We start from the raw sequence: 25,401 nt of genomic DNA, 5'->3' as shown, positions 1-25,401 counted from the left end.
TCAGACCCCCGCAGCCGCGAGCTCGGCGGCCTTGTCGGCCGCGTTGTCCATAGTGTCCACCACGGTCACCAGCGGGTGGTTGGCCTCGGCCAGGATGCGGCGGCCCTCCTCCACGTTGTTGCCGTCCAGGCGCACGACCAGCGGCTTGCTCGCCTCGTCGCCCAGCATCTCCAGGGCCTTGACGATGCCGTTGGCCACCGCGTCGCAGGCGGTGATGCCGCCGAAGACGTTGACGAACACGCTGCGCACGTCCGGGTCGCCCAGGATGATGTCCAGGCCGTTGGCCATGACCTCGGCGGACGCGCCGCCGCCGATGTCGAGGAAGTTCGCGGGCTTGACGCCCTTGTGCTTCTCGCCCGCGTAGGCCACCACGTCGAGGGTGGACATGACCAGACCGGCGCCGTTGCCGATGATGCCGACCTGGCCGTCGAGCTTGACGTAGTTGAGGTCCTTGGCCTTGGCCTTGGCCTCCAGCGGGTCCTCGGTCTGCTTGTCGACCAGGTCCGCGTGCGCGGGGTGGCGGAAGGACGCGTTGTCGTCCAGCGTCACCTTGCCGTCCAGGGCGACGATCTTGCCCTCGGGGTCGCGCACCAGCGGGTTGACCTCGACCAGCGTGGCGTCCTCGGACACGAAGGTGTCCCAGAGCTTCACGATGACCTCGGCCACCTGGTCGGCGACCTCGGCGGGGAACTTGGCCGCGGCCACGATCTCCTGGGCCTTGGCCAGGTCGACGCCCTTGGCGGCGTCCACCGGGACCTTGGCCAGCGCCTCGGGCTTGGTGGCGGCGACCTCCTCGATGTCCATGCCGCCCTCGACCGAGGCCATCGCCAGGAAGGTCCGGTTGGCGCGGTCGAGCAGGAAGGAGAAGTAGTACTCCTCGGCGATGTCGGACGCGGGCGTCACCAGCACGCGGTGCACGACGTGGCCCTTGATGTCCAGCCCGAGGATGGCCTCGGCCTTGGCCTCGGTCTCGTCCGGGGTCTCGGCGAGCTTGACGCCGCCCGCCTTGCCCCGGCCACCCGTCTTGACCTGGGCCTTGACCACGACGGTCTGGCCGAAGCGCTCGGCGATGGCCTTGGCCTCGGCGGGGGTGCTCGCCACGTCGCCCGGCAGTACCGGGACGTCGTGGGCGGCGAAGAGGTCCTTCGCCTGGTACTCGTACAGGTCCACTCGGGTCTCCTGCGACGTCGGTGTCGGACGCCGCGTCCGGGTGCGGTCCTCGCTGGTCCGGCGCTCCAGGCTGGAGCCTGGTGCCCACACGTACCAGGCATCACCTGGAACGCCGGCATAGCCGTGGTGGGGACCGGCTCGACGCGGCTGCGCAAGACACTATCGACCGGGCCGGACCCAGCCGCATCCGCTGCCCGTGAGGTGGGTCATAACGGGTGGTGAGGTCGATCACCACACCGGTTCAGATCAGCGTGAGGTCGTGCGCCGGGTCGTGTTCAGCGCGCAGGCGGCCGTGAACGCCAGCGCGCCCGCCAGTGCCAGCCACAGCCCCGGCCCGGGGGTGGCGTCCTGGGCGCGGGCGGCGGTCAGCGGGTACTCCAGGGCGCGCACGGCCAGCACCAGCGCCGCGCCCAGCAGCACGGCCGCGCCGCGCCCCGGTCGGGCTCGCGGCGCCACCGCCGCCGCGGCCAGCACGGTGGCCAGCGCCAGCAGCAGCCCCCACGAGCCGATCCGCAGGTCGAGCGCGCCGATGGCGACGAAGTCGGCCGCGCGCAGCACGGGCAGGACGAACGCGCCCACGGCCAGCAGCGCGGCGATCAGGGTGGCGGCCAGCGGCGGCAGCGGGACCCGGCCCTGGGGTGCCGCGCCGTCCTCGTCGCGCTCGACCGAGCCCGCCACCGCGGCGGCGACCGCGGCGACCGCGGCGACCAGGACCGACAGCGCGGTGAACCACACGCCGGGACCGGGCTGGACCGACTGCACCCGCGTGGCGGCGAACGCCGCGTCCAGCGCGCCCGCCGCGGTCATCGGCAGCACGACCAGGGCGACCGCGAACGCCGGGCGGACGGCGGTGCGCGCGAGCAGGGCCAGGGCCAGCGCGGCGACCAGCGCGGCGGCGGGCCACAGCGGGCGGGCGGCGTAGTCGTTGGGCTGGGCCAGCCCCTCGGGCAGGGTCAGCTGCGGCGCGGCGGCGCCCGCCGCGGCGGCCGCGGCGGCCAGCAGTCCCAGCCCGGCGGCGACCCGGTGCAGGCGGCGCCCGCCGGGCAGCTCCACCGCGCGGTCGGGCCGCTCGGTCTCCGGCCACGCGAAGACCACCGCGCCCACCAGCACCAGGAACGGGCCCGCCGCCAGGCCGAGGCCGTCCACCAGCAGCCCGGCCGCGACCGGGGGCAGCGCCAGGCCCAGCAGGACCGCGGCCCCGCTCAGCAGCGCGCCGCGCCGCCGCTCGGCGTCGGCCGCGCTGGCCGCCACCACGCCCACCAGGGCGGCCGCCGCGGCCAGCAGCGCGCCGCCCGCCATGACCAGCGCGGGCGAGTCCAGCGCGCCCCGCACCGGGATCAGCGCGTCGGTGGCCGTGAAGGGGGCCATGAGCAGGCCGACCGCCGCGATCACGCCCGCGGTCGCGGTGCGGCCGAACCGGGGGCGGCCCGCGCCGCCGTCCGGCTCGCCCGGCGCGGTGGCCGCGAGCAGCGCCGCGACGAGGATCAGGGCGTGGCCCGCGAGCAGCAGCCACAGGCCGGTGGTCGGGGTGGGGGCGGTCAGGCTGGTCTGGCGGAACAGCTCGGGGCGGGCCGCGCCGGTCGGGGCCACCGCGAGCTGGAGGTCGCGCAGCGCCGCGCCGGGGGCGAAGGCGCCGATGGCCACCAGTGCCGCCGCGGCGGCGCTGGTCCGCCCCCTGGAGAGCAGCAGCGCGGCGGCGGCGACCGGGGCCAGTGCCAGCGGGGCGAGCAGCGGCCACGCGGTGAAGGCGGGCGGGGCGCTCGGGTCGACCACGCGCAGCACCGGGCCCAGCGCGGTCAGCAGCGCGCCCGCGACGCTCGTGGCGAGGGCCGCGCGGAGCCGGGTGGTGGCCGGGGACACCGGCTCAGCGGTTCCGATCATCGGCCCGACGCTAGCAAAGCGGCGGTCCCGTGGAATCCCCCCGGAAACCTTGCCCGAAAGTCCCCCCGCCGGTGGGAATGGATCGCCGCGACGGCTCGTTGGGCGGGGTGGAACGGGGAAATTCCACATCGGGGGAGCACCGGCCTGGCGGTGCTCGGCAGGACTGGCGAGGGGCGGGAGGAGCGGTGGCGCCGGGGGGCGCCGCGACGGGGGTCGAGGTTTGGCGGCGGGTATCCGCTGTTCGTGGAACCGTCACCTACTTTCACCCGTACGGGTGGTATCGGGCTGCGCGGCCTGGGCGAGGTCCGGGCCCGTGCCGGGCTCGGGGCGAAGGTCGCGCTGGCGGCGGCGGACAAAGCCGCGTCGATCTTCCGGACCGTCGTATCGCCTGGTGGGCTGCGCGGTGTCGCGGTCGAGGCGGCGTGGCTGGCGGCCCACTCGGTGCTCTACCCGTGGGGAGCGCTGGAGGAGCGACTGCGTCCGGAGGGACCCCTCCGGCACTACCGGACCGACCGGCTGCCGCCGCGCCAGCGGGGCCTGGTCGTTTCGGCCATGGACGCGGCGGGCACCCCCATCGTGCTGGTGCACGGTATCGGGGACAACCGCTCCGCCTTCGCGGTGCTGTCGGGAGCGCTGCGGAGGCGGGGCTTCGGGGTGGTCCACGCGGTGAACTACAGCGTGCTCACCGCGTTGACCGGTGATGTCCGGCGCGCGGCCGCGCTGCTGGGCGAGCACGTCGAGCGCGTCTGCGAGCAGACGGGCGCCGACCGCGTGCACGTGGTCGGGCACTCGCTGGGCGGGCTCATCGCCCGCTACTACGTGCAGCGCCTGCGTGGCGACGCGCGGGTGAAGACGCTGGTGACCCTGGGGTCGCCGCACGGCGGGACGCTGGCCGCCTACCTGTTCCCCACCTCGCTGACCAGGCAGCTCAGGCCGGGGTCGGAACTGCTGCGGGAGCTGGCCGAGTGCACCCGGCCGTGCCGCACGCGGTTCGTCGTGGTGTGGAGCGAGATGGACCAGGTGATCATCCCGCAGCGCAACGCCCGGTTGGAGCACCCGGCGTTGCACGTCGAGGAGCACCAGATACGTGATTCGGGTCACCTTTCGCTGCCTGTCGACAGCCGCACCGTGCACGCAGTGGTGACCGCCATCACCCGTCCGGACGACGTCGAACCGCACCCCATCGTGCCTGTACCCACGGGGTTTACCCCTAAGGGATCGACGGGCGGTCACGCCGTCGCCACTGGGCCATCCGTATGACGGCTATTCGGTAGACATCGGCACAGGGGATTGCTCTCCGGGCTTCCGTCCCGTTATCTTCCCCCGGTCCGTTGTCACGGTCTGGTCACGAGCTGGACAACGAGTCGGTACCCCGACCGGCTCAACCGGGATCCCCCGCCCGGTGTCCCCCCGACCGGACTCCCCGAAGACGGAAGGCCAGGTTTTGTCCCGACACCGCTCCCCCGGCGGCCAGGCAGGTTCGGAAGTGCTCGACGAGGCGGTCGACCGCGCGTCCACGCGCGCTGTCGCCACGCACCGGCTGCCGCCGCCTCCGTCGGCCCTGCGCGGCCGCATCGTCGTCGCCGCCGTCGCGGTAGGCGCGTTCGCCGCGGCGGGCGCCGCGCAGACGCTGCAGGCGCTGGGCACCCCTTCCTCCTCCACCGACGAGGTCACCCCGCTGGCCAACGCCAAGGAGGGCGCCGCCGCGTTCGGCGTCGGCGGCTCCGGCGCCGCCGCGCCCCAGGTGCTCCCCGTCGCCAAGACGGTGGACTCGGCCGTGGAGGCCCAGAAGCTCGCCAAGAGCCAGCGCATCAGCGAGGCCCGCGAGGCCGCCGAGGCCGAGGCCCGCCGCCCCAAGTACGCGCTGCCCGCCAAGGGCTCGTACACCTCCGGCTACGGCGGCCGCTGGGGCGAGATGCACTACGGCATCGACATCGCCGGCCCCATCGGCACCCCCCTCTACGCCGCCGCCGACGGCGTCGTCATCGAGGCGGGCGAGGCCAGCGGGTACGGCCTGTGGGTCAAGATCCAGCACGACGACGGCATGGTCACCGTGTACGGCCACATGGACACCTACTCCGTCCGCAAGGGCCAGCGGGTCCAGGCGGGCCAGCAGATCGCCAGGATGGGCAACCGCGGCTTCTCCACCGGCCCGCACCTGCACTTCGAGGTCTGGGACGCGGACAGCAGGCGGATCAACCCGCTGACCTGGCTGAACTCCAAGGGCATCAGCGTCTGACAAGCGCCCGCGTGGGGGCCGCACCGACCCGGTGCGGCCCCCACGCGCGTGCGGACCACGTGATCGGCCCGCCTCCCCCGAGCCCGGCCACCACGTCGTCCACACCGCACACCCCCGTCGTTCCCCTTGATCGCCATCAAAGCAGAGGGGTACGACAATTCCGGGACAGCGAAAGGGGCCGGGTCGCGATGCGACCCGGCCCCAACCCCTGTGGACCCTCCTGCGCGGTCCCCCCTGGGGTCATCCCCTCTCGTCGCGGACCCCGCCCCCGCGCGGTGCCCGCCTCCCCCTCGACGCCCCAACCGGCCCCCTGACCGGTGCGCCCCGAACACGCCGGCCAACCCGCTTGGAACACCCCTACAGACGCGCGGGTGCCGCGGAGGTTGCGTGGTCGTCGGAAAGTGCCCGTGAACACCGCCCGGCCTGCCCGGACGCGCGGGTCCGGGGCTAGAGCTTCACCAGGGGGACGCCGCCGATCAGCATCAGCCGCACCGTGCCGGAGGAGCCGAAGTCGATGGTGGCCGTGGCGCGCGGCCCTGAGCCGTCCACCGCCACCACCGAGCCCAGCCCGTACTTGTCGTGGCTGACCCGGTCGCCCACCTCCAGCTTGATCGCCGGGGTGTCCTGCCAGCCCTTCGCCGAGGGGGCGGGGCGCGTCGGCTCGGCGCGGCGGGTCCACGTGGTGGCCGTCGAGGGGGCGGAGCGCCTCGGCTCCACCCGCCGCCACTCCACCAGGTCGGCCGGGATCTCGTCCAGGAACCGCGACGCCGGGTTGGCCGACGGCTGGCCCCACGCCGAGCGCACCAGCGCCCGCGACAGGTACAGCCGCCGCTGGGCCCGCGTGATGCCCACGTAGGCCAGCCTGCGCTCCTCCGACAGCTCCGCCGGGTCGCCCAGCGCCCGCAGGTGCGGGAAGACGCCGTCCTCCCACCCGGTGCAGAACACCACCGGGTACTCCAGGCCCTTGGCGGTGTGCAGGGTCATCAGCGTGACCACCCCGTCGGACTCCGCGTCCGGCACCGAGTCCGCGTCGGCCACCAGCGACACCCGCTCCAGGAACGCCGCCAGCGAGCCCTCTCGCGGCAGCCCCTCGTCCTCGTCGGGCACCGGGACCGCCGCGCTCAGGTCGCCGAACTCGCGGGCCACGGTGACCAGCTCGTTCAGGTTCTCCACGCGGGTGTGGTCCTGGGGGTCGTCGCTGGCCTCCAGCTCGGCCCGGTAGGCGGTGCGGTCGAGCACCGCCTCCAGCACGTCGGCCACGTCGTCGCCGCGCTCGACCATCGCGCCCAGCTCGTCCAGCAGCTCGACGAACCCGGCGATGGCGCGCTGCGAGCGCGGGTTGAGCAGCGGCACCCTGCCGCGCACGGCCTCGCGCAGCGCCTGGGCGAAGCTGATCCGCTCGCGCTCGGCGTAGGTCGACACGCACGCCTCGGCCCGGTCGCCGATGCCGCGCTTGGGCACGTTGAGCACCCGCCGCAGCGACACCGTGTCCTCCGGGTTGGCCAGCACCCGCAGGTAGGCCAGCGCGTCGCGGACCTCGCGCCGCTCGTAGAAGCGGACACCGCCGACCACCCGGTAGGGCAGGCCCAGCCGGATGAAGATCTCCTCGAACACGCGGGACTGGTTGTTGGTCCGGTAGAACACGGCGATCTCGCCGTTGGCCACCTCGCCGCTGTCGACCAGCCGGTCGATCTCCCCGGCCACGAACGCGGCCTCGTCGTGCTCGTTGTCGGCGACGTAGCCGACGATCTTCTCGCCGTCGCCCAGGTCGCTCCACAGCCGCTTGTCGCGCCGGTCCGGGTTGCGCGAGATGACCGCGTTGGCGGCGGTCAGGATGGTCTGCGTGGACCGGTAGTTCTGCTCCAGCAGGATGGTGGTCGCCTGCGGGTAGTCGCGCTCGAACTCCACGATGTTGCGGATCGTCGCGCCCCGGAAGGCGTAGATCGACTGGTCGGCGTCGCCCACCACGCACAGCTCGGCGGGCGGGACGCCGCCCGCTCCGGTGCCGACCAGCTCGCGGACCAGCGTGTACTGGGCGTGGTTGGTGTCCTGGTACTCGTCGACCAGCACGTGCCGGAAGCGGCGGCGGTAGTGCTCGGCCACGTCCGGGAAGACCTGCAGCAGCTCGACCGTGCGCATGATCAGGTCGTCGAAGTCCAGCGAGTTGGACTCGACCAGCCTGCGCTGGTAGCTCGCGTACACCTCGGCGACCCGGCGCTCCAGGTCGTTGGTGGCGCGCTCGCGCGCGGTCTCGGCGTCGACCAGCTCGTTCTTCAGGTTCGAGATCTGCACGGCCAGCGTGCGCGCCGGGTAGCGCTTGGGGTCCAGGTCCAGGTCGCGGGCCACCAGCGTGATCAGCCTGCGGGTGTCGTCGGAGTCGTAGATGGAGAAGCTCGACGACATGCCCAGGGTCTTGGCCTCGCGGCGCATGATCCGCACGCACATCGAGTGGAACGTGGAGACCCACATCGACCGGGCGCGCGGCCCCACCAGGTCGGCCACCCGCTCCTTCATCTCCGCGGCGGCCTTGTTGGTGAACGTGATGGCCATGATCTCGCCGGGGTGCGCGCCGCGCTCGGCGAGCAGGTAGGCGATGCGGCGGGTGAGCACGCGGGTCTTGCCGGACCCCGCGCCCGCGACGACCAGCAGCGGCGAACCGGCGTGCTCGACCGCCCTGCGCTGGGCCGGGTTGAGGTCCTCCAGCAGCCGACCGGACCGGGGGGAGGGGGGACTTGCGGGCAAGTCGAACAAGGCGCTCATCGTGGTTCCACGTTACCGGTTGACCGCGCCGCCCCGAGCGCTTGTGGCATGATGGCGTCGTGCTCGCGGCCGCATTCGACTTTTTCTACGGGAACCGGACTCCGGCTCCCGTGGCCCGCTAGCGCGATCAAGCCACCACGAAGCCCCGGAGTCCTCGGACCCGGGGCTTCGCCGCTTCCGGACCAGGGACTCCCCCAGCAGAGTCGAGAGGTCACGATGAACAGCACCGACACCGCCCCGGAGAGCGCCGCCGAGAGCGTCACGGAGAACGCCGCGGGCAACACCGGGGACAGCGCCCCCGCCCAGGACATCGACGCGCTGCGCCGGGAGATCGACCACCTGGACGCGGAGCTGCTGCGCCTGGTGAAGCGGCGCGTCGAGGTCTCCAAGCTGATCGGCGCCGCCCGGATGGCCGCGGGCGGCCCCAAGATCGTGCACAACCGGGAGATCGACGTCATCAACCGCTACAAGGACCTCGGTCCGGAGGGGCGCGACCTGGCGCTGATCCTGCTCCGCCTCGGCCGCGGCGCGCTGGGCCGGTAGGGGCCGCGCCGCGGCCAGGGCGCCCCTCAGCTCCGGGGCGCCCTGGCGAAGCGCCACCGCCCGGCCAGCGCGGCCCGCACCCGAGCCAGGTCGCGGTCCACCAGCTGGGTGTCGTCGGGCACGTAGGCCAGCGGGTCCTCCAGCAGCTCCAGCCCCAGCAGGCCCTCGACCAGGGCGTGCAGGCACAGCGCCGCGTACCCGCGCAGGTAGCCGCCCTCCTGGGTGAGCACGGTGGGCAGGTCGAGCGCCGCGACCCGGCGGCCGATCGCCCGGTAGCCGCCCGCGGTGAGGTTGTGCCTGCCGTTGGGGTCGAACGCCGACCCGTCGAACCCCGAGGCGCACACCAGGAAGTCCGCGCCGAACTCGCGCAGCGCCGGGACGACGACCTCGTCCAACGCGCGCGCGTACGCGCGGTCGCCCGCGCCCAGCGACAGCTCGACGTTGATGTTGGCCTCGGCCTCCTCCTCGGGGGCGCCGGTCTGCCGGTGGTTCTCGCCCCACGGCCCGTGCCGCATGTGGATCGACGCGGTGAGCACGTCCGGGTCGGCGCGGAAGACCTCCTGGGTGCCGTTGCCGTGGTGCACGTCCCAGTCCAGGACGGCCACCCGGCGGCCCGCGCGCCGGGCCGTCTCGGCGACCAGCGCGGCGTTGTTGACCAGGCAGTACCCGTCGGCCGCGGCGGGCTGGGCGTGGTGGCCGGGCGGGCGGACCAGCGCGTAGGCCAGCCGGGTGCGGCCGTCGGCCACCGCCTCCCAGGCGGCCAGCGCGGTGCCCGCGGCGGCGCGCACGGCGTCCCAGGAGCCGGGGCCGACGACGGTGTTGACCTCCAGCGCCACCGGGTCCGGGCCCGCGCAGGCGGCCTCCAGGGCGGCCAGGTAGGCGGGGGTGTGCACGCGCCGCAGCTCCTCGTCGGTGGCCAGGCGACCGGCGCACCAGGTCAGGTGCGGGGCGACCGGGCCGTGCCGCAGCGCGTGCCGGAAGGTGCGCAGGCGGGCGGCGTTCTCCGGGTGCGGCTCCGGCAGGTCCAGCCACTCCCACCGGCCGGGCAGCTCCCACAGCCCGGTCCCGGTGTCGTGCGCTAGGCAGGCGTCGTGCCAGAACAGTTCCACCGGGACGGGATATCAGGGCGATCACGGATGGTCCAGCGGGTTCCGGGCGGGGCACACTGGTCGCATGGACGTCATCGGCCTGATCACCGCACTCATCGCCATCGTGGGCGTGCTCGCCGCCTTGGCGCACGACGGCTACCTGGCCATGCTCGGGTCGGCCGCCAAGGCCAAGCGGGCGGCGGGCGCCCCGATCGCGCAGTACGTGCGCGGGCGCTGGACCGTCGCCGGGGTGACCACGGCCGCGGCGCTGCTCGGCCTGCTGATCAACTCCGGTGAGACGGTCTCGGCCGACATCATCGGCGCGCTGGTCGCGGGCGGCGCCGGGCTGGCCGCCACCAACGCGCTGCAGGGCACCCGCAAGCGGCTGAACAGCGGGGGCTGAATTCACACGGAGGTGTGTCACTCCGCGTCACAAGGCTGATCCGAGGCGCTGTTCCCCCTCGTCCGACCTAATCTGAGCGGGCGTCCGACCGTAGGGGTGGAGAGGGCTGCGCAGCATGGGCAACGAGGCGGGAGCACCACGACCTGACAGGCACCGGCCCGCGTGCGGAGGGCCGCCCGAGGTGGACCAGGACCCGGACTTGGCAGCCGTGGGCCTCGGCAAGTTCAACATCGGCCTGGTGCCCGCGTCGGTGACGCCGCCGAAGACCTGGAGGCGCGCGGCCTGGTTCGCGGTGCTGTCCTCGGCGGCCGTGCTGGTCGGGCTGGCCGTGGCCGCCGCGGAGCTGGTCAGCTCCGGCCCGGACGAGCGGATCGCGCTGCCGGGCTACCCCCCGGAGGGGCCGCTGCTGCCCGTCTTGACCACCAGCACGCCGCCGCCCGCCGTCCACCTGCCGGGGATCGCGGGCAGGCTCACCGGCGGGCTCGCGGGCCCGGCCGCCGAGCGGTTCCCCGACCAGCTCCGCGACCGGCGGCACGACCAGACCCCGGCGGCGGGCGCCGAGGCGGCGGGTCCGTCGGACGGGGCGCCGGTTCGCGGCGCGCCCGTCGAACCGCCCGGCGTGGCCGCGCCGACCCCGGTGGCGGCCGTCAGGCCGTCCGGCGCGTCGCCGGTGGTGGACGGGAAGGCCATCGCCACCCGCACCGAGCGGTTCTACGCCGGGGTGGTCGCCGACGCCGACACCGCGCTGGCGCTGGCCACCGACGACTTCCGCGCGGGCGCGGGGGCGCTGCTGCGGCAGCGGTTCGTCGAGGTGTCGCGGGTCCGGGTCGCCGATGTGGCGGTCGACCCTGCGGTCGACCCGGCGGGCACGCTGCGGATCACCCGCTGAGGACGGCGCCACCGGCAGCGGCCCGTGGGCGGGCGCAGCGGTGGGCGGCGCGCACGGCGCGTACACCTTGCTCCGGTCGGGTGACAGCGGGCGACCGCCTGCCGCCTCGAAGGGGTGAACTCGGCGCCGCGGTGCTGGATTACCGCCGGTCAGGCGCGGTACGAGTGCACGCGACGACGGTACCGAGGAGTCTCCCGTGCAGCGTCCCACGACGAGCGGTCGCAGGCGTGACCGCGCAGGGTCGGTCAGCGTGGCCGAGCTGATCCGCAAGCAGCCGACCCCGCCCCGCCTGCCGTCCGGGGAGCGGGCCGCCACCGAGGCGCTGCTCGCGGAGCTGCTCGGCGAGGACCCGCCGGAGCCGCCGCCCCATCGGGTCAACCGGGCCGCCAGGGCGGTGGGCCTGGTCGGCGGGGCGCTGGCGCTGCTGGCCGTGGTCGCGATCGTCTCCGTGCTGGCGGGCCACCGCGCGGCGGGTCCGGTGCCGCCCAGCGCCGAGCCGCCGGTGGACATCGACGGCTCGGCCGCGCTGCGACCGGACCTGCTCAGCGCGGAGCTGGGCGGCCCCGGCGCGGACGCACCGGGGTCGGCCGGGGCGGCGCGTCCGACCGGGCAGGCGGGCCCGTCGCGGATCACGCCCCCGCCCGACCTGGTCACCGGCCCGAAGCCGCAGGTCGACGTGGTGCGCCGGTTCTACGAGCTGCTGCCCGCCGAGCCTGCCGCGGCGGCCGGGCTGCTGTCGGCGGAGCTGATCGGCGGCAGCACCGCCGACTTCGCCGCGGCGTGGAGCCGCGTCCGCGCGGTCCGCGTCGAGTCGGCCTCGCTGCGACCGGACGGCTCGGTGCTGGCGGTGGTGTCGGTGCAGGAGGCGGACGGGCGCTGGATGCGGGTCGAGCAGCTGTTCCGGCTGACCGACACGACCACGCCGCGCATCGTCGGCTCCGAAGTGCTGTCCGCCCAGCGCAGCTGAAATTTTCACGGTGCGTAGCGAAATGTTCCCGTGATCGCTACCCAGCGTTCAATGTGAGTAGTATTAAAAGGAAAAGTCCCCCCAAAGGGGTTACGCGCTCGGTCACGATTCGGTATCCATGATCCCGGTCAGCAGCAAACGCGCTCTCCGGAAAGGTGACCCGCGGTGCCGAACGAGGACAATCGCCGTCGACGGGATGGCTCCACGGCTCAGCTCTCCGTCGCCGAGCTGCTCGCCCGGCGCGAAGCGGAGACCCAGCCGATCCCCCGGATCACCGACGAGGTCGTCCCCGACGAGCAGACCGTCCGCTTCCCGCGCCCCGACACCAACCTCTCCGGCCACGAGCTGCACATCACCGAGCTGCTGCGCCGCGAGGGCCGCCCGGCCGAGGAGGCCGTCGCGGGCGGGGTGTCCGTGCCCAAGCTGGTCGCGATGGCCAGCGGCGGCGTCGTGCTGTGCGGTTCGGTCGCCTTCGGCGCGACGCAGTGGCTGTCCTCCCCCGACGAGCGCCCGCTGGCCGAGGTCCGCTTCGACACCCGCCCGGCCGCGCGCAACGGCAACGCGCTGACCGACGGCCTGGCCGCCGCCGCGGCCGCCCGCCAGCAGGCGCAGGCCCCCCAGGGCGAGCAGACCTCGGAGCAGCGGACGCCGGAACAGCGGGCTCAGGCGGCGCCCGAGACGACGACCCCGTCCCGGACCGCCCAGAAGGCTCCTCAGGCAGGACAGCAGGCACCGCGCACTACGACGACGACCACTACTACTACGGAGCAGCAGCCGCCGAGCACCACCGAGCAGCCGCCGAGCAGCAGCAGCACCGGCCAGCCGGCCACCACGCCGCCGTCGGCCGGGACGACCACGCCCCCGTCGAGCAGCGGGAGCGCCACCCCCTCGACCTCCACCCCGCCCGCCACCCCGCCTTCTTCCACGCCCTCCTCCGGCACCTCCACCCCGCCCACCTCGGGCGAGCAGGGCGGCGTCGGCATCGGCATCGGGCTCGACCTGGGCGGCGTGCTGCGGCCGATCGGCGGCTTCGACTTCTTCTCCCCGGCGTCCTGAGGGCCGCGCAGGCCGGACGGACGGCCCAGGATCAGGCAGTGCTCGTCCGAAAGGGCGAGTCTCGGCGTCCTCGGCGGGCAGCGGTGACCCGCGGCGACCGGCCGCGTGACGGTTCGAAAGCCGTCGTCACCTCCGGGGTAGGCTCTGCGGGCGTGCAGTGGCCCGGCCAACGGCCCGTCCAGTGGCCCAGCCCTGCCCCGCACCGATCCGCACGACGAGGAGCCCCGAGCGTGAGACCAGCTGCCGTTGCCGCGGTCGCGCAGCGCCCCGGCGAGGTGTCCGGGTGAGCACTGACGGTCGGCTGATCGCCGAGCGGTACCGCTTCCTGGACCGGATCGGCAGCGGCGCCATGGGCGTGGTCTGGCGCGCCCAGGACGAGCGCCTCGGCCGGATCGTGGCGGTCAAGCAGCTGCTGCTGCAGCCCAGCCTGGACGCCAGGGAGCAGGACGAGGCGATCCAGCGCGCCATGCGGGAGGGCCGCATCGCGGCCAAGCTGCACCACCCCAACGCCATCGCGGTCTACGACGTGGTGGAGGAGAACGGCGCCCCGTGCCTGGTCATGGAGTACCTGCCCTCCTACAGCCTGGCCGACACCATGGCCGAGCACGGCCCGCTGGACCCGGTCGAGGTCGCGCAGATCGGCGCGCAGGCCGCGGCGGCGCTGGCCGCGGCGCACGCGGCGGGCATCGTGCACCGCGACGTCAAGCCGGGCAACGTGCTGCTGGCCGACAACGGCCTGGTCAAGATCACCGACTTCGGCATCTCGCGGGCCAGCGACGACGTGACGGTCACCAAGACCGGCCTGATCGCGGGCACCCCGGCCTACCTGGCCCCGGAGATCGCCCGCGGCCAGGACCCCACGCCCGCCTCGGACGTGTTCTCCCTCGGCTCGACGCTGTACGCCGCGGCCGAGGGCGAGCCGCCGTTCGGTCTGAGCGAGAACACCCTCGGCGTGCTGCACGCGGTCGCGGCCGGGCGGATCAACCCGCCCACCGTCGAGCACCCGCTGACCGACGTGCTGCTGCGGATGCTGTCCTACGACGCCGCCGACCGGCCGACCATGGCGCAGACCCGCGACATGCTGCACGCCGTGGCGACCGGGCGCAGCCCCAGCCTGACCGGCCTGCGGCCCGCGACCGCGGCGGGCCTGCTGCCGGTGGCGGGCGCGACCACGGTCGTGGAGCCCGCGGAGTCGGCCGACCGCACCCGCGTGGTGCGGCCCGGTCCGCGCACCGGCACGGGCACCGCGCCGCCGGTGGCCCCGCCGCCGCGGAGCAACACCCGCCCGCTGGCGATCGCCGCCGTGGCGCTGGGCCTCATCCTGCTGATCGGCACGCTGCTGGTCGCGCTGGACGTCTTCGACAGCAACCGGCAGGTCACGCCGACCACGACCAGCACCCCGCCCAGCTCGCCCGCGCCGACGACCACGTCGCAGCAGGTGACCACGAGTGAGGCCCCGGTGCGGACGACGGAGGCGCAGCAGCCGCCACCGACGACCGAGCGCACCACCACGACCACGACGACCACCACGACGACCACGACAACAACGACGACCACCACCACGACGACCACGACCACCACGACGACGAGGCCCAGCGTCCCGCCGTCATCGGCGACCGAGCCGACCGTGGGGCAGTGAGACCTCGTAAGGTGGACCCCGACCCGTTCGGGTGACGCAACATTCTTGTCCTAGTGGCGATGTCTCCGGTGTTCGCCACTGAAGAAGCGAGAGCAGCACTGGGAGCAGCCGTGACCGACGATGGCCGCCTGATCGCCGGCCGTTACCGACTCGGCCAACGGATCGGCAGCGGAGCGATGGGCATCGTCTGGCAGGCGCACGACGAGCGCCTGCACCGCACCGTCGCCGTGAAGCAGCTGCTGCTGCAGCCGGGGTTGGCCGAATCGGACACCGACGAGGCCAAGCGCCGCGCCATGCGGGAGGGCCGCATCGCCGCGCGCCTGCAGCACCCGCACGCGATCGCGGTCTACGACGTGGCCGAGGACGACGGCCAGCCGTGGCTGGTGATGGAGTACCTGCCCTCGCGCAGCCTGTCCACCGTGCTCTCCGAGCGCGGCACGCTGCCGCCGCGCGACGTCGCCTCGATCGGCTCGCAGGTGGCCTCCGCCCTGGCCGCCGCGCACAACGCGGGCATCGTGCACCGGGACATCAAGCCCGGCAACGTGCTGCTCGGCAACGACGGCACCGTCAAGATCACCGACTTCGGCATCTCGCGGGCCACCGGCGACGTCACCGTCACCGCCACCGGGATGCTCGCGGGCACGCCCGCCTACCTGGCGCCGGAGGTGGCCAAGGGCTACGACCCAGGCCCGCCCTCGGACGTGTTCTCGCTGGGCTCGACGCTGTACGCGGCGATCGAGGGGATGCCCCCGTTCGGCCTGAACGAGAACACCATCGCGCTGCTGCACCAGGTCGCCTCCGGCAAGGTCACCCCGCCCAAGCAGGCGGGCCCGCTGACCGCGCTGCTGATGCGGCTGCTGCGCGCCGAGCCGGAGGACCGGCCCACCATGGCCGAGGCGCGCGAGGCGCTGGCCGCGGTGGCCGCGGGCCACTCCGCGCCGGAGTTCCCGATCAAGGTCTCGCAGACGCACCCGCCGTCGTGGCAGGGCACCCCGGTCACGCCGCCGCCCCCGCCGCCCAACGCCACCCGCGCGATGCCCCCGGCCGCCGCGCCCGCGCCGCCGAACGCCACGCGGGTGGACTCGCGCGCGGCCTCCGCCGCCCCGGCCTCCGCCCGGCCCGCCGCGCCCGCGCCGCCGTCCAGACCCGCGGCCTACCGCCCCGCCGCGTTCCGCAAGCCCGCCGCCGCTGCCGCCCAGGCCGTCGGCAGCAAGCGGTCGACCGTGGTCACCGCGCTGGCCATCGTGGCCGCGGCCGTGGTGGGCATCCTGCTGGCCAGCGTGCTGTCCAGCGGCGGCGACGAGAACCGCAACGACCTCGCGGGCGGCCCCACCTCCGCGCAGCCGGTCGACGGCGGCGGCCAAGCCCCCTCCACGACCTCCTCGACGCCGGTCAAGCCACCGGTCACCTACACCGCGCACCCGACCCAGCAGCAGCAGGAACAGGCCATCCGGGACTACTTCGCGCTGCTGCCCGGCGCCCCTCAGGAGGGGTTCCAGCGCCTGCTGCCGGAGATGCAGAGCGCCAGCGGCGGGTACTCCAGCTACGCGGGCTGGTGGAGCAGCGTGGAGTCGGTCGAGGTCAGCAGCATCAGCCAGAACGACGACTTCGCCTACGTGGTCGACCTCAACTACCGCATGAAGAGCGGCGCGACCAGCCAGGAGCGCAAGCTCATCGTGCTGAAGTGGCAGGGCCCGCACCTGCTCCTCCAGCGGGAGCAGCCGCTGGCCAAGCCGTGATCACCCGGCGGCGGTCTTGAGCGCCTCCAGCAGGCTCACCACGGCGGGCGTGCCCATGCCCTCCTCCCGCACCGCCGCGCAGATCGTGCGGACGGGTTCGGGGTGGCGCAGCCGCCGCACCACCACACCGGGGTTGACCACCCCGAGGCCGAGCTTGGGCACGATGGCCACGCCCAGCCCGGCGGCCACGAAGCCCTGCGCGGTCGGGTAGTCGTCGGCCTGGACCACGTAGCCGGGCGAGAAGCCCGCGGCGGCGCAGGCGTCGAGCACGATGGCCTGGCACGGGCCGGGCGGGACCGCCGCGTCCACCCAGGGCTCGTCGGCCAGGTCGGCCAGGTCCAGCACCCGCTTGCGGGCCAGCTCGTGGCCGCGCGGCAGGACCGCCAGGTACGGGTCGTCGAGCAGGTGCACCAGGTGCACGCCGCGGGCGAGCTCGGCGTCGTGGACCACCACGACGGCGACGTCCGCGCGGCCCGCCTCGACCTCGACCACCGGGTCGTCGGGCTCGGTCAGCTTGAGGTCCAGCCGCACGTCGGGGTGCCGGGCGCGGAAGGCGGCCACGGCGGGCGGCACCAGCGCCGCGCCCGCGGTGGCGAAGTAGCGCACCCGCAGCCGGCCGGTGCGGCCCGCGCGCAGGTCGGCCAGCGCCGCCTCGGCCTCGGCCAGCCGCTCGGTGATGTGCGCGGCGTGCTCGGTGAGCAGCCTGCCCGCGAGGGTGGGTCGCACGCCCCGGCCCACCCGCTCCAGCAGCGGCAGGCCCGCCTGCTTCTCCAGCGAGGCCACCTGCTGGCTGATGGCGGAGGGGGTGTAGCCGAGGTTGGTGGCCGCGGCCGTGATGGAGCCGGTGGTGACCACGGCTCGGAGCACCTGCATCCGTCGCACGTCCAACATGCCCCGACCTTACAGTTCTGCTTAAACGTCGTGCAGTTCTATTCACTTGTGCTGTCGCTTCGAGCGGCGCAAGGTGGTCTTCGTGAACAAGCCAGGCACGCTGATCAGAATGGGTTTCCTCGCCCTGCTCTGGGGCTCCAGCTTCCTGTGGATCAAGATCGCGCTCACCGGCCTCTCACCGGTCCAGATCGCCATGGTCCGCACCGTCCTCGGCGCCGCCGTGCTGGTGGCCCTGGCCTACGGGCGGGGTCAGCGGCTGCCGCGCGACCCGGCCGCCTGGGGACACCTGGCGGTGGCCGCGGTGTTCGGCAACGTGATCCCGTTCGTGCTGTTCGCGGTGGGCGAGCAGACTGTGGACTCGGGCGTGGCCGGGGTGCTCAACGCCACCACGCCGCTGTGGGCGCTGCTCATCGGCCTGGCGCTGGGCACCGAGCGGCAGCGCAACCCCGCCCGGCTGGCGGGCCTGGTGCTCGGCTTCGCGGGCACCCTGCTGATCTTCGCGCCCTGGGAGCAGGCCGGGCTGGTCAGCTGGGGCGCGGCGGCGTGCCTGGCCGCGGCGGCGTCCTACGCGGTCAGCTACACCTACATCGGCCGCAAGCTGTCCGGGCGCGGGCTGTCGCCGTTCCAGCTGTCCTCGGCGCAGCTGGTGACCGCCACCGGGTTGACCGCCCTAGTGGTGCCGGTCGGCGGGCTCCAGCCGGTGCACCTGGGCTGGCCGCCGCTGCTGGCGGTGGCGATCCTGGGCGTGTTCGGCACCGGCGTGGCTTTCATCCTCAACTATCGCCTGATCGAGGACGAGGGGCCGACCAACGCGACGACGGTGGGCTACCTGCTGCCGGTCGTCTCGGTGCTGCTGGGCGCCGCTTTCCTGGACGAGGCGCTGACCGCGCGGGTGGCGCTGGGCATGGTCGTGGTCCTCGTGGGTGTCGCGCTGACCCGACGCCAACCCGCGACCGCGCTCGTCCCGACCACCCCTGAGCGAGAGCCTGCCACTACCCTCAAGTGACCTTCAGTAACAGAGGGTGACAGGCGGTTCCGCCCAGTTGAGACAGCTCACCTGGGCAAACGGGTGGAGATGGGATCCACGTCTCCCCCGAACGCGTGGTCTTCTCCCAATCCACGTCCCGATCGGGCTTCTCGGACGTCTGCTCACATGAGAACCGCCGAATCGGGAAGGTCTTAGAGATGAGCACCGAGAGCATCACCACCGCGACGACGTTCCACCTGCTGGCCCCAGGCGTCGCTCCAGCGCCCGTGGAAGCCGAGCTGCACTACGAGCCGGAGGACCCGTACGCGGTCGCCGTCCTGTTCCACACCGGGCAGGGCAAGGTGGAGTGGATCTTCGCCCGCGACCTGCTGGCGGACGGGCTGCTGACCCCGTCCGGCCAGGGCGACATCCTGGTCCGCCCGGCCGCCGACGACCCGGAGCGGGTCCTGCTGGAGCTCAACGCGCCGACCGGGTTCGCGATCCTGTCGGCCGTGGCCGAGCACGTCGCCGAGTTCCTGGACCTGACCTACGACGTGGTCCAGCCCGGCGAGGAGGACCTGTGGATCGACTTCGACCGCGAACTGGCCAAGCTGGTGTCCACCAACTGATCGGGTCGCCTACCCTCGCACCGTGCGCACGGTCGGCGGTCGGTACCAGCTCGTGGAGCGCATCGGCAGCGGCGCGATGGGCGTGGTCTGGCGTGCGCGGGACGCGCTGCTGGGCCGCGAGGTGGCCGTCAAGCAGCTCCGGCTGCCCGACCTGGACCCGGAGCGGGCGCGGCTGGCCAGGGCGCGGGCGATGCGCGAGGCGCGCAACGCCGCCCGGCTGCACCACCCCGACGCGATCACGGTGTTCGACGTGGTCGTCGAGGACGACCAGCACTGGCTGGTCATGGAACACCTGGCCGCGCGGAGCCTGGCGCAGGTCGTGGCCGACCACGGCCCCCTGCCCCCGCACGAGGCCGCGCGGATCGGCGGACGCGTGGCGGCGGCGCTGGCGGCGGCCCACGCGGCGGGCCTGGTGCACCGGGACGTCAAGCCGTCCAACGTCCTGATCGGCCACGACGGGACCGTGAAGCTCACCGACTTCGGCATCTCCCGCGCGCTCGACGACGGCACCCTCACCGGCAGCGGCATGATCGCGGGCACGCCCGCCTACCTGGCCCCGGAAGTGGCGCGCGGGGAGGACCCCTCGGCGGCCTCCGACGTGTTCTCCCTCGGCGCGACGCTGTACGCGGCGACCGAGGGGCAGCCGCCGTTCGGGTCCAGCGAGAACAGCTTCGGCCTGCTGTTCAGGGCGGCCAGCGGGCGGATCCAGCCGCCCGTCCGCTCCGGCGCGCTGACCGGCCCGCTCGGCGAGCTGCTCGCCGTCGACCCCGCCGCGCGCCCCACCGCCGAGCACGTCGTGCGGCTGCTGGCCGACCTGCCTCCCGAAACGGCTCCCGGAACGGTCCCCGCGGTCGACTCGACCACTCCCGAGGCCCCTCCCGAGACGGCGCCCGAGCCCTCCGCCGAGGCACCTGCCGAGGTGTCCGCCGGGGCATCCGCCGAGCCGCTCCCCGCCGAGGCCGCCCGCCCCCGGTCCCGGCGCGGCTGGCTGGCCCCCGCCGTGGCCACCGCGATCCTGGTGGTCGCCGCCGCCGCGGTCACCGCCTTCTCGCTGGTCCGGCCGGACGGCCCGGAGCTCACCGAGCCCGCCCCGCTGACGACCCCGGCGACGGGGTCGTCCTCCGGCTACCCGTCGGCCCCGCCCGGCAGCGCGCACACCACCGACCAGGTCGCCGAGTTCGTCACCAACCACTACCTGGAGATCGACACCGACCCGGAGGCCGCCTGGCGTCACCTGGACGAGCGGATGCGGCCCAGCTTCGACGAGTACGTGGCGTTCTGGAAGCAGTACGACCTGGTCCAGCCCGACGCGGTGGAGGTCGGCCACCACGGCGGGCAGTACGTCGCGCTGGTGGACCTGATCTTCGCGCAGGGCGGCGGCAAGACCGTGGAGCGCTACCGGCTCACCCTGCGCGACAACCCGGCGGGCGGCCTGCTGATCACCAGCTCCACGCGCGTCTGAACCGGCTAGACCAGCCTGCGGTCCGAGGCCCAGCGGGACAGCTCGTAGCGGTTGGACAGCTGCGTCTTGCGCAGGACGCTGGACACGTGCGTCTCCACCGTCTTCACCGAGATGAACAGCTCGGAGGCGATCTCCTTGTAGGCGTAGCCGCGGGCCAGCAGGCGCAGCACGTCCCGCTCGCGCGGGGTCAGCAGGTCCAGCTCGGGGTCGCTGATCGGGGCCGCGCCCGGCCGGTCGGCGAACGCGTCGAGCACGAAGCCCGCCAGCCGCGGCGAGAACACCGCGTCGCCCTCGGCCACCCGGACCACCGCGCGCACCAGCTCCTGGCTGGAGATCGTCTTGGTCACGTAGCCGCGCGCGCCCGCCCGGATGACCGCGATCACGTCCTCGGCGGCGTCGGACACCGACAGCGCGAGGAACACCACCTCGGGCAGCGCCGTGCGGACCTGCCGCAGCACCTCCGCCCCGCCGCCGTCGGGCATGTGGACGTCCAGCAGCACCACGTCCGGCCGGTGCCGCGCGATGCCCGCCACCGCCTCGCCCACCGAGCCCGCCTCGCCGACCACCTCGATCTCATCGGTGATCGAGTCCAGCTCGGCCCGCACCCCCGCCCGGAACAGCGCGTGGTCGTCCACCAGGAACACCCGAACCGTCACGTCCCCGCCTCCGTCTTCCTCGGCATCCTCAGCTGCACCTCGGTGCCCTCACCGGGGGCCGTGCGCAGCCGGACCTCCCCACCGTGCCGGTCCATCCTCCCCCGGATGGAGTCGGCGAGGCCATGCCGGTCGGCGGAAACCAGGTCGGGGTCGAAGCCCTTGCCCCGGTCGCGGACGAAGACCGCCACCTGCTCGGGCTCCACCTCGCCGTAGACGCTGATCTCGGCCACGCCCGCGTGCTTGGCCGCGTTGACCATCGCCTCCCGCGCGGCCTGCACCATCGCCAGCAGGTTGTGGTCCAGGTCGCAGTCGCCCACCACGACCTGCGACACGGTCAGCGCGAAGGTGTCCTCCACCTCGCCCGCGGCCCGCGCGACGGCCGCGGACAGCGTCGTCGGCTTGCCCGCCTCCCCCACCTCCCGGCCGTACAGCCAGTCGCGCAGCTGCCGCTCCTGCCCCCTGGCCAGCCTGCGCACCTCGCGCGGCTGCTCGGCCTGCTTCTGGATCAGCGCGAGCGTCTGCAGCACCGAGTCGTGCAGGTGCGCGGCGATCTCCGCGCGCTCCTCGGTGCGGATGCGCACCCGGCGCTCCTCGCCGAGGTCGTTGATCAGCTTGATCCACAGCGGCACGGTGAGCACCGCCACACCGCCCAGCGTGGCCACCACCGCCAGCAGCGCGAACCGGATCTGGTCGAGGCCGTAGCTGTTGATCAGCAGCACGCCGATGCCGACGGCCACCAGCGCCACGCCCGCGACCACCCGGATCAGCCCGGTGCGTCCCGCCCCCAGGAAGCCGCTGCGGGCGCCGTCGCGCCACCGCCTGCGCTGCGCCTCGTCCGCCTCGCGCCACACCACCGCCGCGCCGACCAGCGCCACCGCCAGCGGCCCCGCGATCCAGCCGCTGAGCGGGCCCGTCAGCAGGCCGCTGAGCGCGGCCGCGGCGATGCCCAGCGCCACCAGGCCCAGCGCCTGCTGGCGCTCCCTGGGCTGCTCGTCGGGCTCCGGCGAGCCGACCGGGCGCTGCGGCACGAACAGCCACAGCAGCCCGTAGGCGATCACGCCGACGCCGTTGAGCGCGGTGAGCGCGGCGAACACCGCCCGCACCCAGAACACCTCGACGCCGAGGTGCTCGGCGACGCCCCCGGCCACGCCCGCCACCACGCGCCCGCCGCGGCGCCTGCGCACCGGCTCCACCGTCCGGTCCGAGACCGTCTCCACCTGCGAACCCACCCCGGAATCGTCACACGCGGGCGGGGCCCGGTCATCAGGGTTCCACCCGATGCCCGGTTCAGGGTGCGCCCCCGATGTGCCGGGCGGGTCCGGCGGCGCATCCTCATCACCGTGAGCGGGAACGTGAGCGCAGCGGGCGTCGAGGAGACGCTCAAGGACTTCTGGGCCAGCAGGCCCCGTCGGCCGCACGGCGGGCGCAAGGTCGCCGGTGTCGCCGCCGGTATCGCGCAGCGGTACCAGATCGACCCGGTGATCGTGCGGGTGGCGTTCGTGGCCATGGCGCTGTGCAACGGCGCGGGCATCCTCATGTACCTGCTGGGGTGGTTGTGCTTCGCCCAGGAGGATGACGAGGTCTCCGCGGTGGAGTCGCTGTTCGGCCGGGGCCGCAGCGCCACGCCCGCCCCGCTCACCGTGCTGCTGTGCCTGGGCCTGCTGCCCACCAGCGGTTTCTTCATCGACGGCGGCTTCACCATGGTCGGCGGGGTGCTGCTGTCGGTCGGCGCGGTCTACCTGCTGCACCGCGGCAGGGGCCAGCTCAACCGCCCGCGGCCCACCGGGGGCCTGACGGGCGACTTCACCACGGGGGTTGGTGTGACGGGATCGGAACAGCAGACCGAGCGGGTGACGCCGCCCGCCTGGGACCCGCTGGGCGCGGCGCCCTTCGCGTGGGACCTGCCCGAGCCGAGCGGTCCGCCGCCCGCGCCCGAGCAGCCCGCGCACCGGCCCCGGCGGCCCCGGTCGCGGGTGGGTGCGGCGACGTTCGCGCTGGCCCTGCTGGTGCTGGGCGGCGCGGTGATCTCCGCGGACTTCGACTCCGCCTACGGCGACTGGTTCACCGCCGAGCACACGCTCGGCCTGGTGGTGGCCGTGCTGGGGCTGGGGCTGGTGGCGGGCGCGCTGCGCGGCAACGCGGGACGCGGGCTGATCTGGCTCGCCGTGCCGCTGAGCGCGATCGGCCTGGTGCTGACCACGGCGGGGTTCGACGACTTCGACAACAGCGACCGGATGGGCGACATCAGCGCCCGGCCGACGACCGCCGAGGCGGTGCTGGACGAGTACCACACCAAGGCGGGGCAGGTCGAGCTGGACCTGACCGCGCTGCCCGCCACCAGCGAGGTGAGGACCGAGGTGCGGGTGGGCGTGGGCAGCGCGGTCATCCGGGTGCCCGCGAACGCCGACGTGGAGGTCAGCTGCGAGAACGGGCTCGGGTCGATCGAGTGCCTCGGTGAGCAGCACGACGGCCCCAAGGGGTCGGTGCGGGCCGAGGACAACGGCCCCGACGGGGAAGGCGGGCCGAAGGTGGAGCTCGAGGTGCGGACCAACGTCGGCAGCGTGGAGGTGCTCCGTGGCTGAGTCGGAACTGCGGGACAAGCGCGGGGTGGACGTGGTGGGGCTGGTGTTCGGCATCGGCACCCTGCTCGCCTCCGCCTACATGCTGACCGACGGGCGGATCTGGCCCGACTTCCTGGACCTGCGGCTGCTGCTCGCGGGCGGCGCCATGGTGATCGGGATCGGGCTGCTCGCCGGGTCGATGCGGCGCAGGCGCTGAGGACGACGCTGAGAACGACGCCGGAGACGGCGCCGGAGACGTGAAGAGGGCCACCCCCGCGGGGGTGGCCCTCTTCACGTCCTCACTCCCACTCGATGGTGCCCGGCGGCTTGCTCGTCACGTCGAGCACGACCCGGTTGACCTCCGCCACCTCGTTGGTGATCCGGGTGGAGATGCGCTCCAGCACCTCGTAGGGCAGCCGGGTCCAGTCCGCGGTCATCGCGTCCTCGCTGGACACCGGCCGCAGCACCACCGGGTGACCGTAGGTGCGGCCGTCGCCCTGGACGCCGACGCTGCGCACGTCGGCCAGCAGCACCACCGGGCACTGCCAGATCTGCCGGTCCAGCCCGGCGGCGGTCAGCTCCTCGCGGGCGATGGCGTCGGCCTTGCGCAGGATCTCCAGCCGCTCCGCGGTGACCTCGCCGATGATCCGGATGCCCAGGCCGGGACCGGGGAACGGCTGGCGCTGCACGATCGTCTCCGGCAGCCCCAGCTCGGTGCCGACCCGGCGCACCTCGTCCTTGAACAGCGCGCGCAGCGGCTCGACCAGCGTGAACTGCAGGTCCTCCGGCAGGCCGCCGACGTTGTGGTGGCTCTTGATGTTGGCCGCGCCCGCGCCGCCGCCGGACTCCACCACGTCGGGGTAGAGGGTGCCCTGCACCAGGAACCGGTAGTCGCCCTCGGCCTTGAGGTCGCGCTCGGCCTGCTCGAAGACCCGGATGAACTCCCGGCCGATGATCTTGCGCTTCTGCTCCGGGTCGGTGACCCCGGCCAGCGCGGTCAGGAACCGCTCCCGCGCGTCCACGGTCACCAGGTTGACACCGGTCGCGGCCACGAAATCGCGCTCCACCTGCGCCCGCTCACCGGCGCGCAGCAGGCCGTGGTCGACGAACACGCAGGTCAGCCGGTCGCCGATGGCGCGCTGCACGAGGGCCGCGGCCACCGCCGAGTCCACCCCGCCGGACAGGCCGCAGATGGCCTTGCCGTCCCCGACCTGCTCGCGGATGCGCGCGACCTGCTCGTCCACGATCGAGGAGGTGGTCCACTGCGGGCGCAGGCCCGCGATCTCGTGCAGGAAGCGGCGCAGCACCTCCTGGCCGTGCGGCGAGTGGCCGACCTCCGGGTGGTACTGCACGCCCGCGAACCGGCGCTCCGGGTCCTCGAACGCGGCCACCGGGGCGCCGTCGCTGGTCGCGGTCACCGTGAAGCCGTCGGGGGCCTTGGTGACGCAGTCGCCGTGGCTCATCCACACCGGGTGGGTGTCGGGCAGCTCGTCGTGCAGCAGGCCACCGCCCTGCCGCACGCCCAGCTCGGTGCGGCCGTACTCGCGGGTGCCGGTGTGCTCGACGGTGCCGCCGAGCGCGCCCGCCATGGCCTGGAAGCCGTAGCAGATGCCGAACACCGGCACGCCCGCGTCGAACAGCTTCGGGTCCACCTGCGGCGCACCCGGCTCGTAGACGCTGGACGGACCACCGGACAGCACGATCGCCGCCGGGTCCTTGTCCAGCAGCTCCGCCACCGACGCGGTGTGCGGGACGACCTCGGAGTACACCTGCGCCTCGCGCACGCGGCGGGCGATCAGCTGCGCGTACTGCGCGCCGAAGTCGATGACCAGAACGGGGCGGTTGCTGCTGTCGGCCACTG

Annotated in this window: 22 protein-coding genes; 14 read left to right on the top strand and 8 right to left on the bottom strand. The window is 74.1% G+C overall.

Annotated elements, in window-relative coordinates:
• Window positions 1–1,170 (bottom strand): ADP-forming succinate--CoA ligase subunit beta, encoded by a 1,170-nt coding sequence (gene sucC / locus IEZ00_RS17040; protein WP_189224227.1) that lies wholly within the window; start codon window positions 1,168–1,170, stop codon window positions 1–3.
• A gap of 246 nt (window positions 1,171–1,416) precedes the next feature.
• The gene (locus tag IEZ00_RS17035) at window positions 1,417–3,051 is read right to left on the bottom strand and encodes a hypothetical protein (protein WP_189224226.1); all 1,635 of its coding nucleotides are present in this window, start codon (window positions 3,049–3,051) and stop codon (window positions 1,417–1,419) included.
• 243 nt (window positions 3,052–3,294) lie between these two features.
• Between IEZ00_RS17035 and IEZ00_RS17030 the strand changes: the two genes are divergently transcribed.
• Window positions 3,295–4,311 carry an alpha/beta fold hydrolase gene (locus tag IEZ00_RS17030; protein WP_229795827.1) on the top strand — a complete coding sequence of 339 codons (1,017 nt, stop codon included), beginning with the start codon at window positions 3,295–3,297 and terminating at the stop codon, window positions 4,309–4,311.
• Between the two features lie 226 nt (window positions 4,312–4,537).
• Window positions 4,538–5,290 carry a M23 family metallopeptidase gene (locus IEZ00_RS17025; RefSeq protein ID WP_229795824.1) on the top strand — a complete coding sequence of 251 codons (753 nt, stop codon included), beginning with the start codon at window positions 4,538–4,540 and terminating at the stop codon, window positions 5,288–5,290.
• Window positions 5,291–5,737: 447 nt separating this feature from the next.
• Here the strand turns inward: IEZ00_RS17025 and pcrA are convergent, their stop codons facing one another.
• Entirely contained in the window at window positions 5,738–8,050 is a 2,313-nt protein-coding gene (gene pcrA / locus IEZ00_RS17020) for a DNA helicase PcrA (protein ID WP_189224224.1), read from the bottom strand.
• 216 nt (window positions 8,051–8,266) lie between these two features.
• Here pcrA and IEZ00_RS17015 point away from each other — a divergent pair, with 216 nt between their 5' ends.
• Window positions 8,267–8,593 carry a chorismate mutase gene (locus IEZ00_RS17015; protein ID WP_189224223.1) on the top strand — a complete coding sequence of 109 codons (327 nt, stop codon included), beginning with the start codon at window positions 8,267–8,269 and terminating at the stop codon, window positions 8,591–8,593.
• Window positions 8,594–8,619: 26 nt separating this feature from the next.
• On the opposite strand, the gene IEZ00_RS17010 is transcribed toward IEZ00_RS17015, so the two are convergent.
• Window positions 8,620–9,702 (bottom strand): arginase family protein, encoded by a 1,083-nt coding sequence (locus IEZ00_RS17010; protein WP_229795821.1) that lies wholly within the window; start codon window positions 9,700–9,702, stop codon window positions 8,620–8,622.
• Between the two features lie 64 nt (window positions 9,703–9,766).
• Here IEZ00_RS17010 and IEZ00_RS17005 point away from each other — a divergent pair, with 64 nt between their 5' ends.
• The 6 genes from IEZ00_RS17005 (at window position 9,767) to IEZ00_RS16980 (ending at window position 16,374) form a co-directional block, all read left to right on the top strand.
• A complete protein-coding gene (locus IEZ00_RS17005) occupies window positions 9,767–10,084 on the top strand; it encodes a hypothetical protein (protein WP_189224222.1) in 318 nt (105 codons plus the stop codon).
• Window positions 10,085–10,283: 199 nt separating this feature from the next.
• On the top strand, window positions 10,284–10,973 hold the full coding sequence (locus IEZ00_RS17000; RefSeq protein ID WP_189224221.1) for a hypothetical protein: 690 nt from the start codon (window positions 10,284–10,286) through the stop codon (window positions 10,971–10,973).
• Between the two features lie 250 nt (window positions 10,974–11,223).
• Window positions 11,224–11,940 carry a hypothetical protein gene (locus IEZ00_RS16995; protein ID WP_189224220.1) on the top strand — a complete coding sequence of 239 codons (717 nt, stop codon included), beginning with the start codon at window positions 11,224–11,226 and terminating at the stop codon, window positions 11,938–11,940.
• A gap of 165 nt (window positions 11,941–12,105) precedes the next feature.
• Window positions 12,106–12,996 (top strand): superantigen-like protein SSL4, encoded by an 891-nt coding sequence (locus IEZ00_RS16990; RefSeq protein ID WP_189224219.1) that lies wholly within the window; start codon window positions 12,106–12,108, stop codon window positions 12,994–12,996.
• 283 nt (window positions 12,997–13,279) lie between these two features.
• Complete coding sequence (locus IEZ00_RS16985) at window positions 13,280–14,635, top strand: serine/threonine-protein kinase (RefSeq protein ID WP_189224218.1); 1,356 nt, start codon at window positions 13,280–13,282, stop codon at window positions 14,633–14,635.
• A 110-nt stretch (window positions 14,636–14,745) separates the two neighbouring features.
• Complete coding sequence (locus tag IEZ00_RS16980; RefSeq protein ID WP_189224217.1) at window positions 14,746–16,374, top strand: serine/threonine-protein kinase; 1,629 nt, start codon at window positions 14,746–14,748, stop codon at window positions 16,372–16,374.
• On the opposite strand, the gene IEZ00_RS16975 is transcribed toward IEZ00_RS16980, so the two are convergent.
• The gene (locus IEZ00_RS16975; RefSeq protein WP_189224216.1) at window positions 16,375–17,265 is read right to left on the bottom strand and encodes a LysR family transcriptional regulator; all 891 of its coding nucleotides are present in this window, start codon (window positions 17,263–17,265) and stop codon (window positions 16,375–16,377) included.
• 109 nt (window positions 17,266–17,374) lie between these two features.
• On the opposite strand from IEZ00_RS16975, the gene IEZ00_RS16970 reads away from it, so the two are divergent.
• From IEZ00_RS16970 to IEZ00_RS37795, 3 genes are all read left to right on the top strand, one after another.
• Complete coding sequence (locus IEZ00_RS16970) at window positions 17,375–18,271, top strand: DMT family transporter (RefSeq protein WP_189224314.1); 897 nt, start codon at window positions 17,375–17,377, stop codon at window positions 18,269–18,271.
• Between the two features lie 179 nt (window positions 18,272–18,450).
• Window positions 18,451–18,861, top strand: coding sequence for an SsgA family sporulation/cell division regulator (locus IEZ00_RS16965; RefSeq protein ID WP_189224215.1), 411 nt, complete (start codon window positions 18,451–18,453; stop codon window positions 18,859–18,861).
• A 22-nt stretch (window positions 18,862–18,883) separates the two neighbouring features.
• A complete protein-coding gene (locus IEZ00_RS37795) occupies window positions 18,884–20,323 on the top strand; it encodes a serine/threonine-protein kinase (RefSeq protein ID WP_268248743.1) in 1,440 nt (479 codons plus the stop codon).
• Between the two features lie 5 nt (window positions 20,324–20,328).
• Here the strand turns inward: IEZ00_RS37795 and IEZ00_RS16955 are convergent, their stop codons facing one another.
• Together IEZ00_RS16955 and IEZ00_RS16950 are read right to left on the bottom strand one after the other, a co-directional pair.
• Window positions 20,329–20,979 carry a response regulator gene (locus tag IEZ00_RS16955; protein WP_189224214.1) on the bottom strand — a complete coding sequence of 217 codons (651 nt, stop codon included), beginning with the start codon at window positions 20,977–20,979 and terminating at the stop codon, window positions 20,329–20,331.
• Window positions 20,976–22,208, bottom strand: a complete 1,233-nt coding sequence (locus tag IEZ00_RS16950; RefSeq protein ID WP_229795817.1) for an ATP-binding protein — start codon at window positions 22,206–22,208, stop codon at window positions 20,976–20,978. The genes IEZ00_RS16955 and IEZ00_RS16950 overlap by 4 nt, the downstream gene beginning before the upstream one ends.
• 111 nt (window positions 22,209–22,319) lie before the next feature.
• Here IEZ00_RS16950 and IEZ00_RS16945 point away from each other — a divergent pair, with 111 nt between their 5' ends.
• Window positions 22,320–23,561: a PspC domain-containing protein gene (locus IEZ00_RS16945; protein ID WP_229795815.1), complete on the top strand. Its 1,242-nt coding sequence runs from the start codon at window positions 22,320–22,322 to the stop codon at window positions 23,559–23,561.
• Window positions 23,554–23,757: a hypothetical protein gene (locus tag IEZ00_RS16940; RefSeq protein ID WP_189224213.1), complete on the top strand. Its 204-nt coding sequence runs from the start codon at window positions 23,554–23,556 to the stop codon at window positions 23,755–23,757. Before IEZ00_RS16945 ends, IEZ00_RS16940 begins: the two co-directional genes overlap by 8 nt.
• 82 nt (window positions 23,758–23,839) lie before the next feature.
• Here the strand turns inward: IEZ00_RS16940 and guaA are convergent, their stop codons facing one another.
• Complete coding sequence (guaA, locus tag IEZ00_RS16935; RefSeq protein ID WP_189224212.1) at window positions 23,840–25,399, bottom strand: glutamine-hydrolyzing GMP synthase; 1,560 nt, start codon at window positions 25,397–25,399, stop codon at window positions 23,840–23,842.
• Window positions 25,400–25,401 lie beyond the last annotated feature (2 nt).

This window comes from Saccharothrix coeruleofusca (assembly GCF_014648515.1).
Lineage (GTDB): Bacteria > Actinomycetota > Actinomycetes > Mycobacteriales > Pseudonocardiaceae > Actinosynnema > Actinosynnema coeruleofuscum.
The sequence above is the reverse complement of the archived record's forward strand: the minus strand, read 5'-3'. Positions and strand labels throughout refer to the sequence as shown.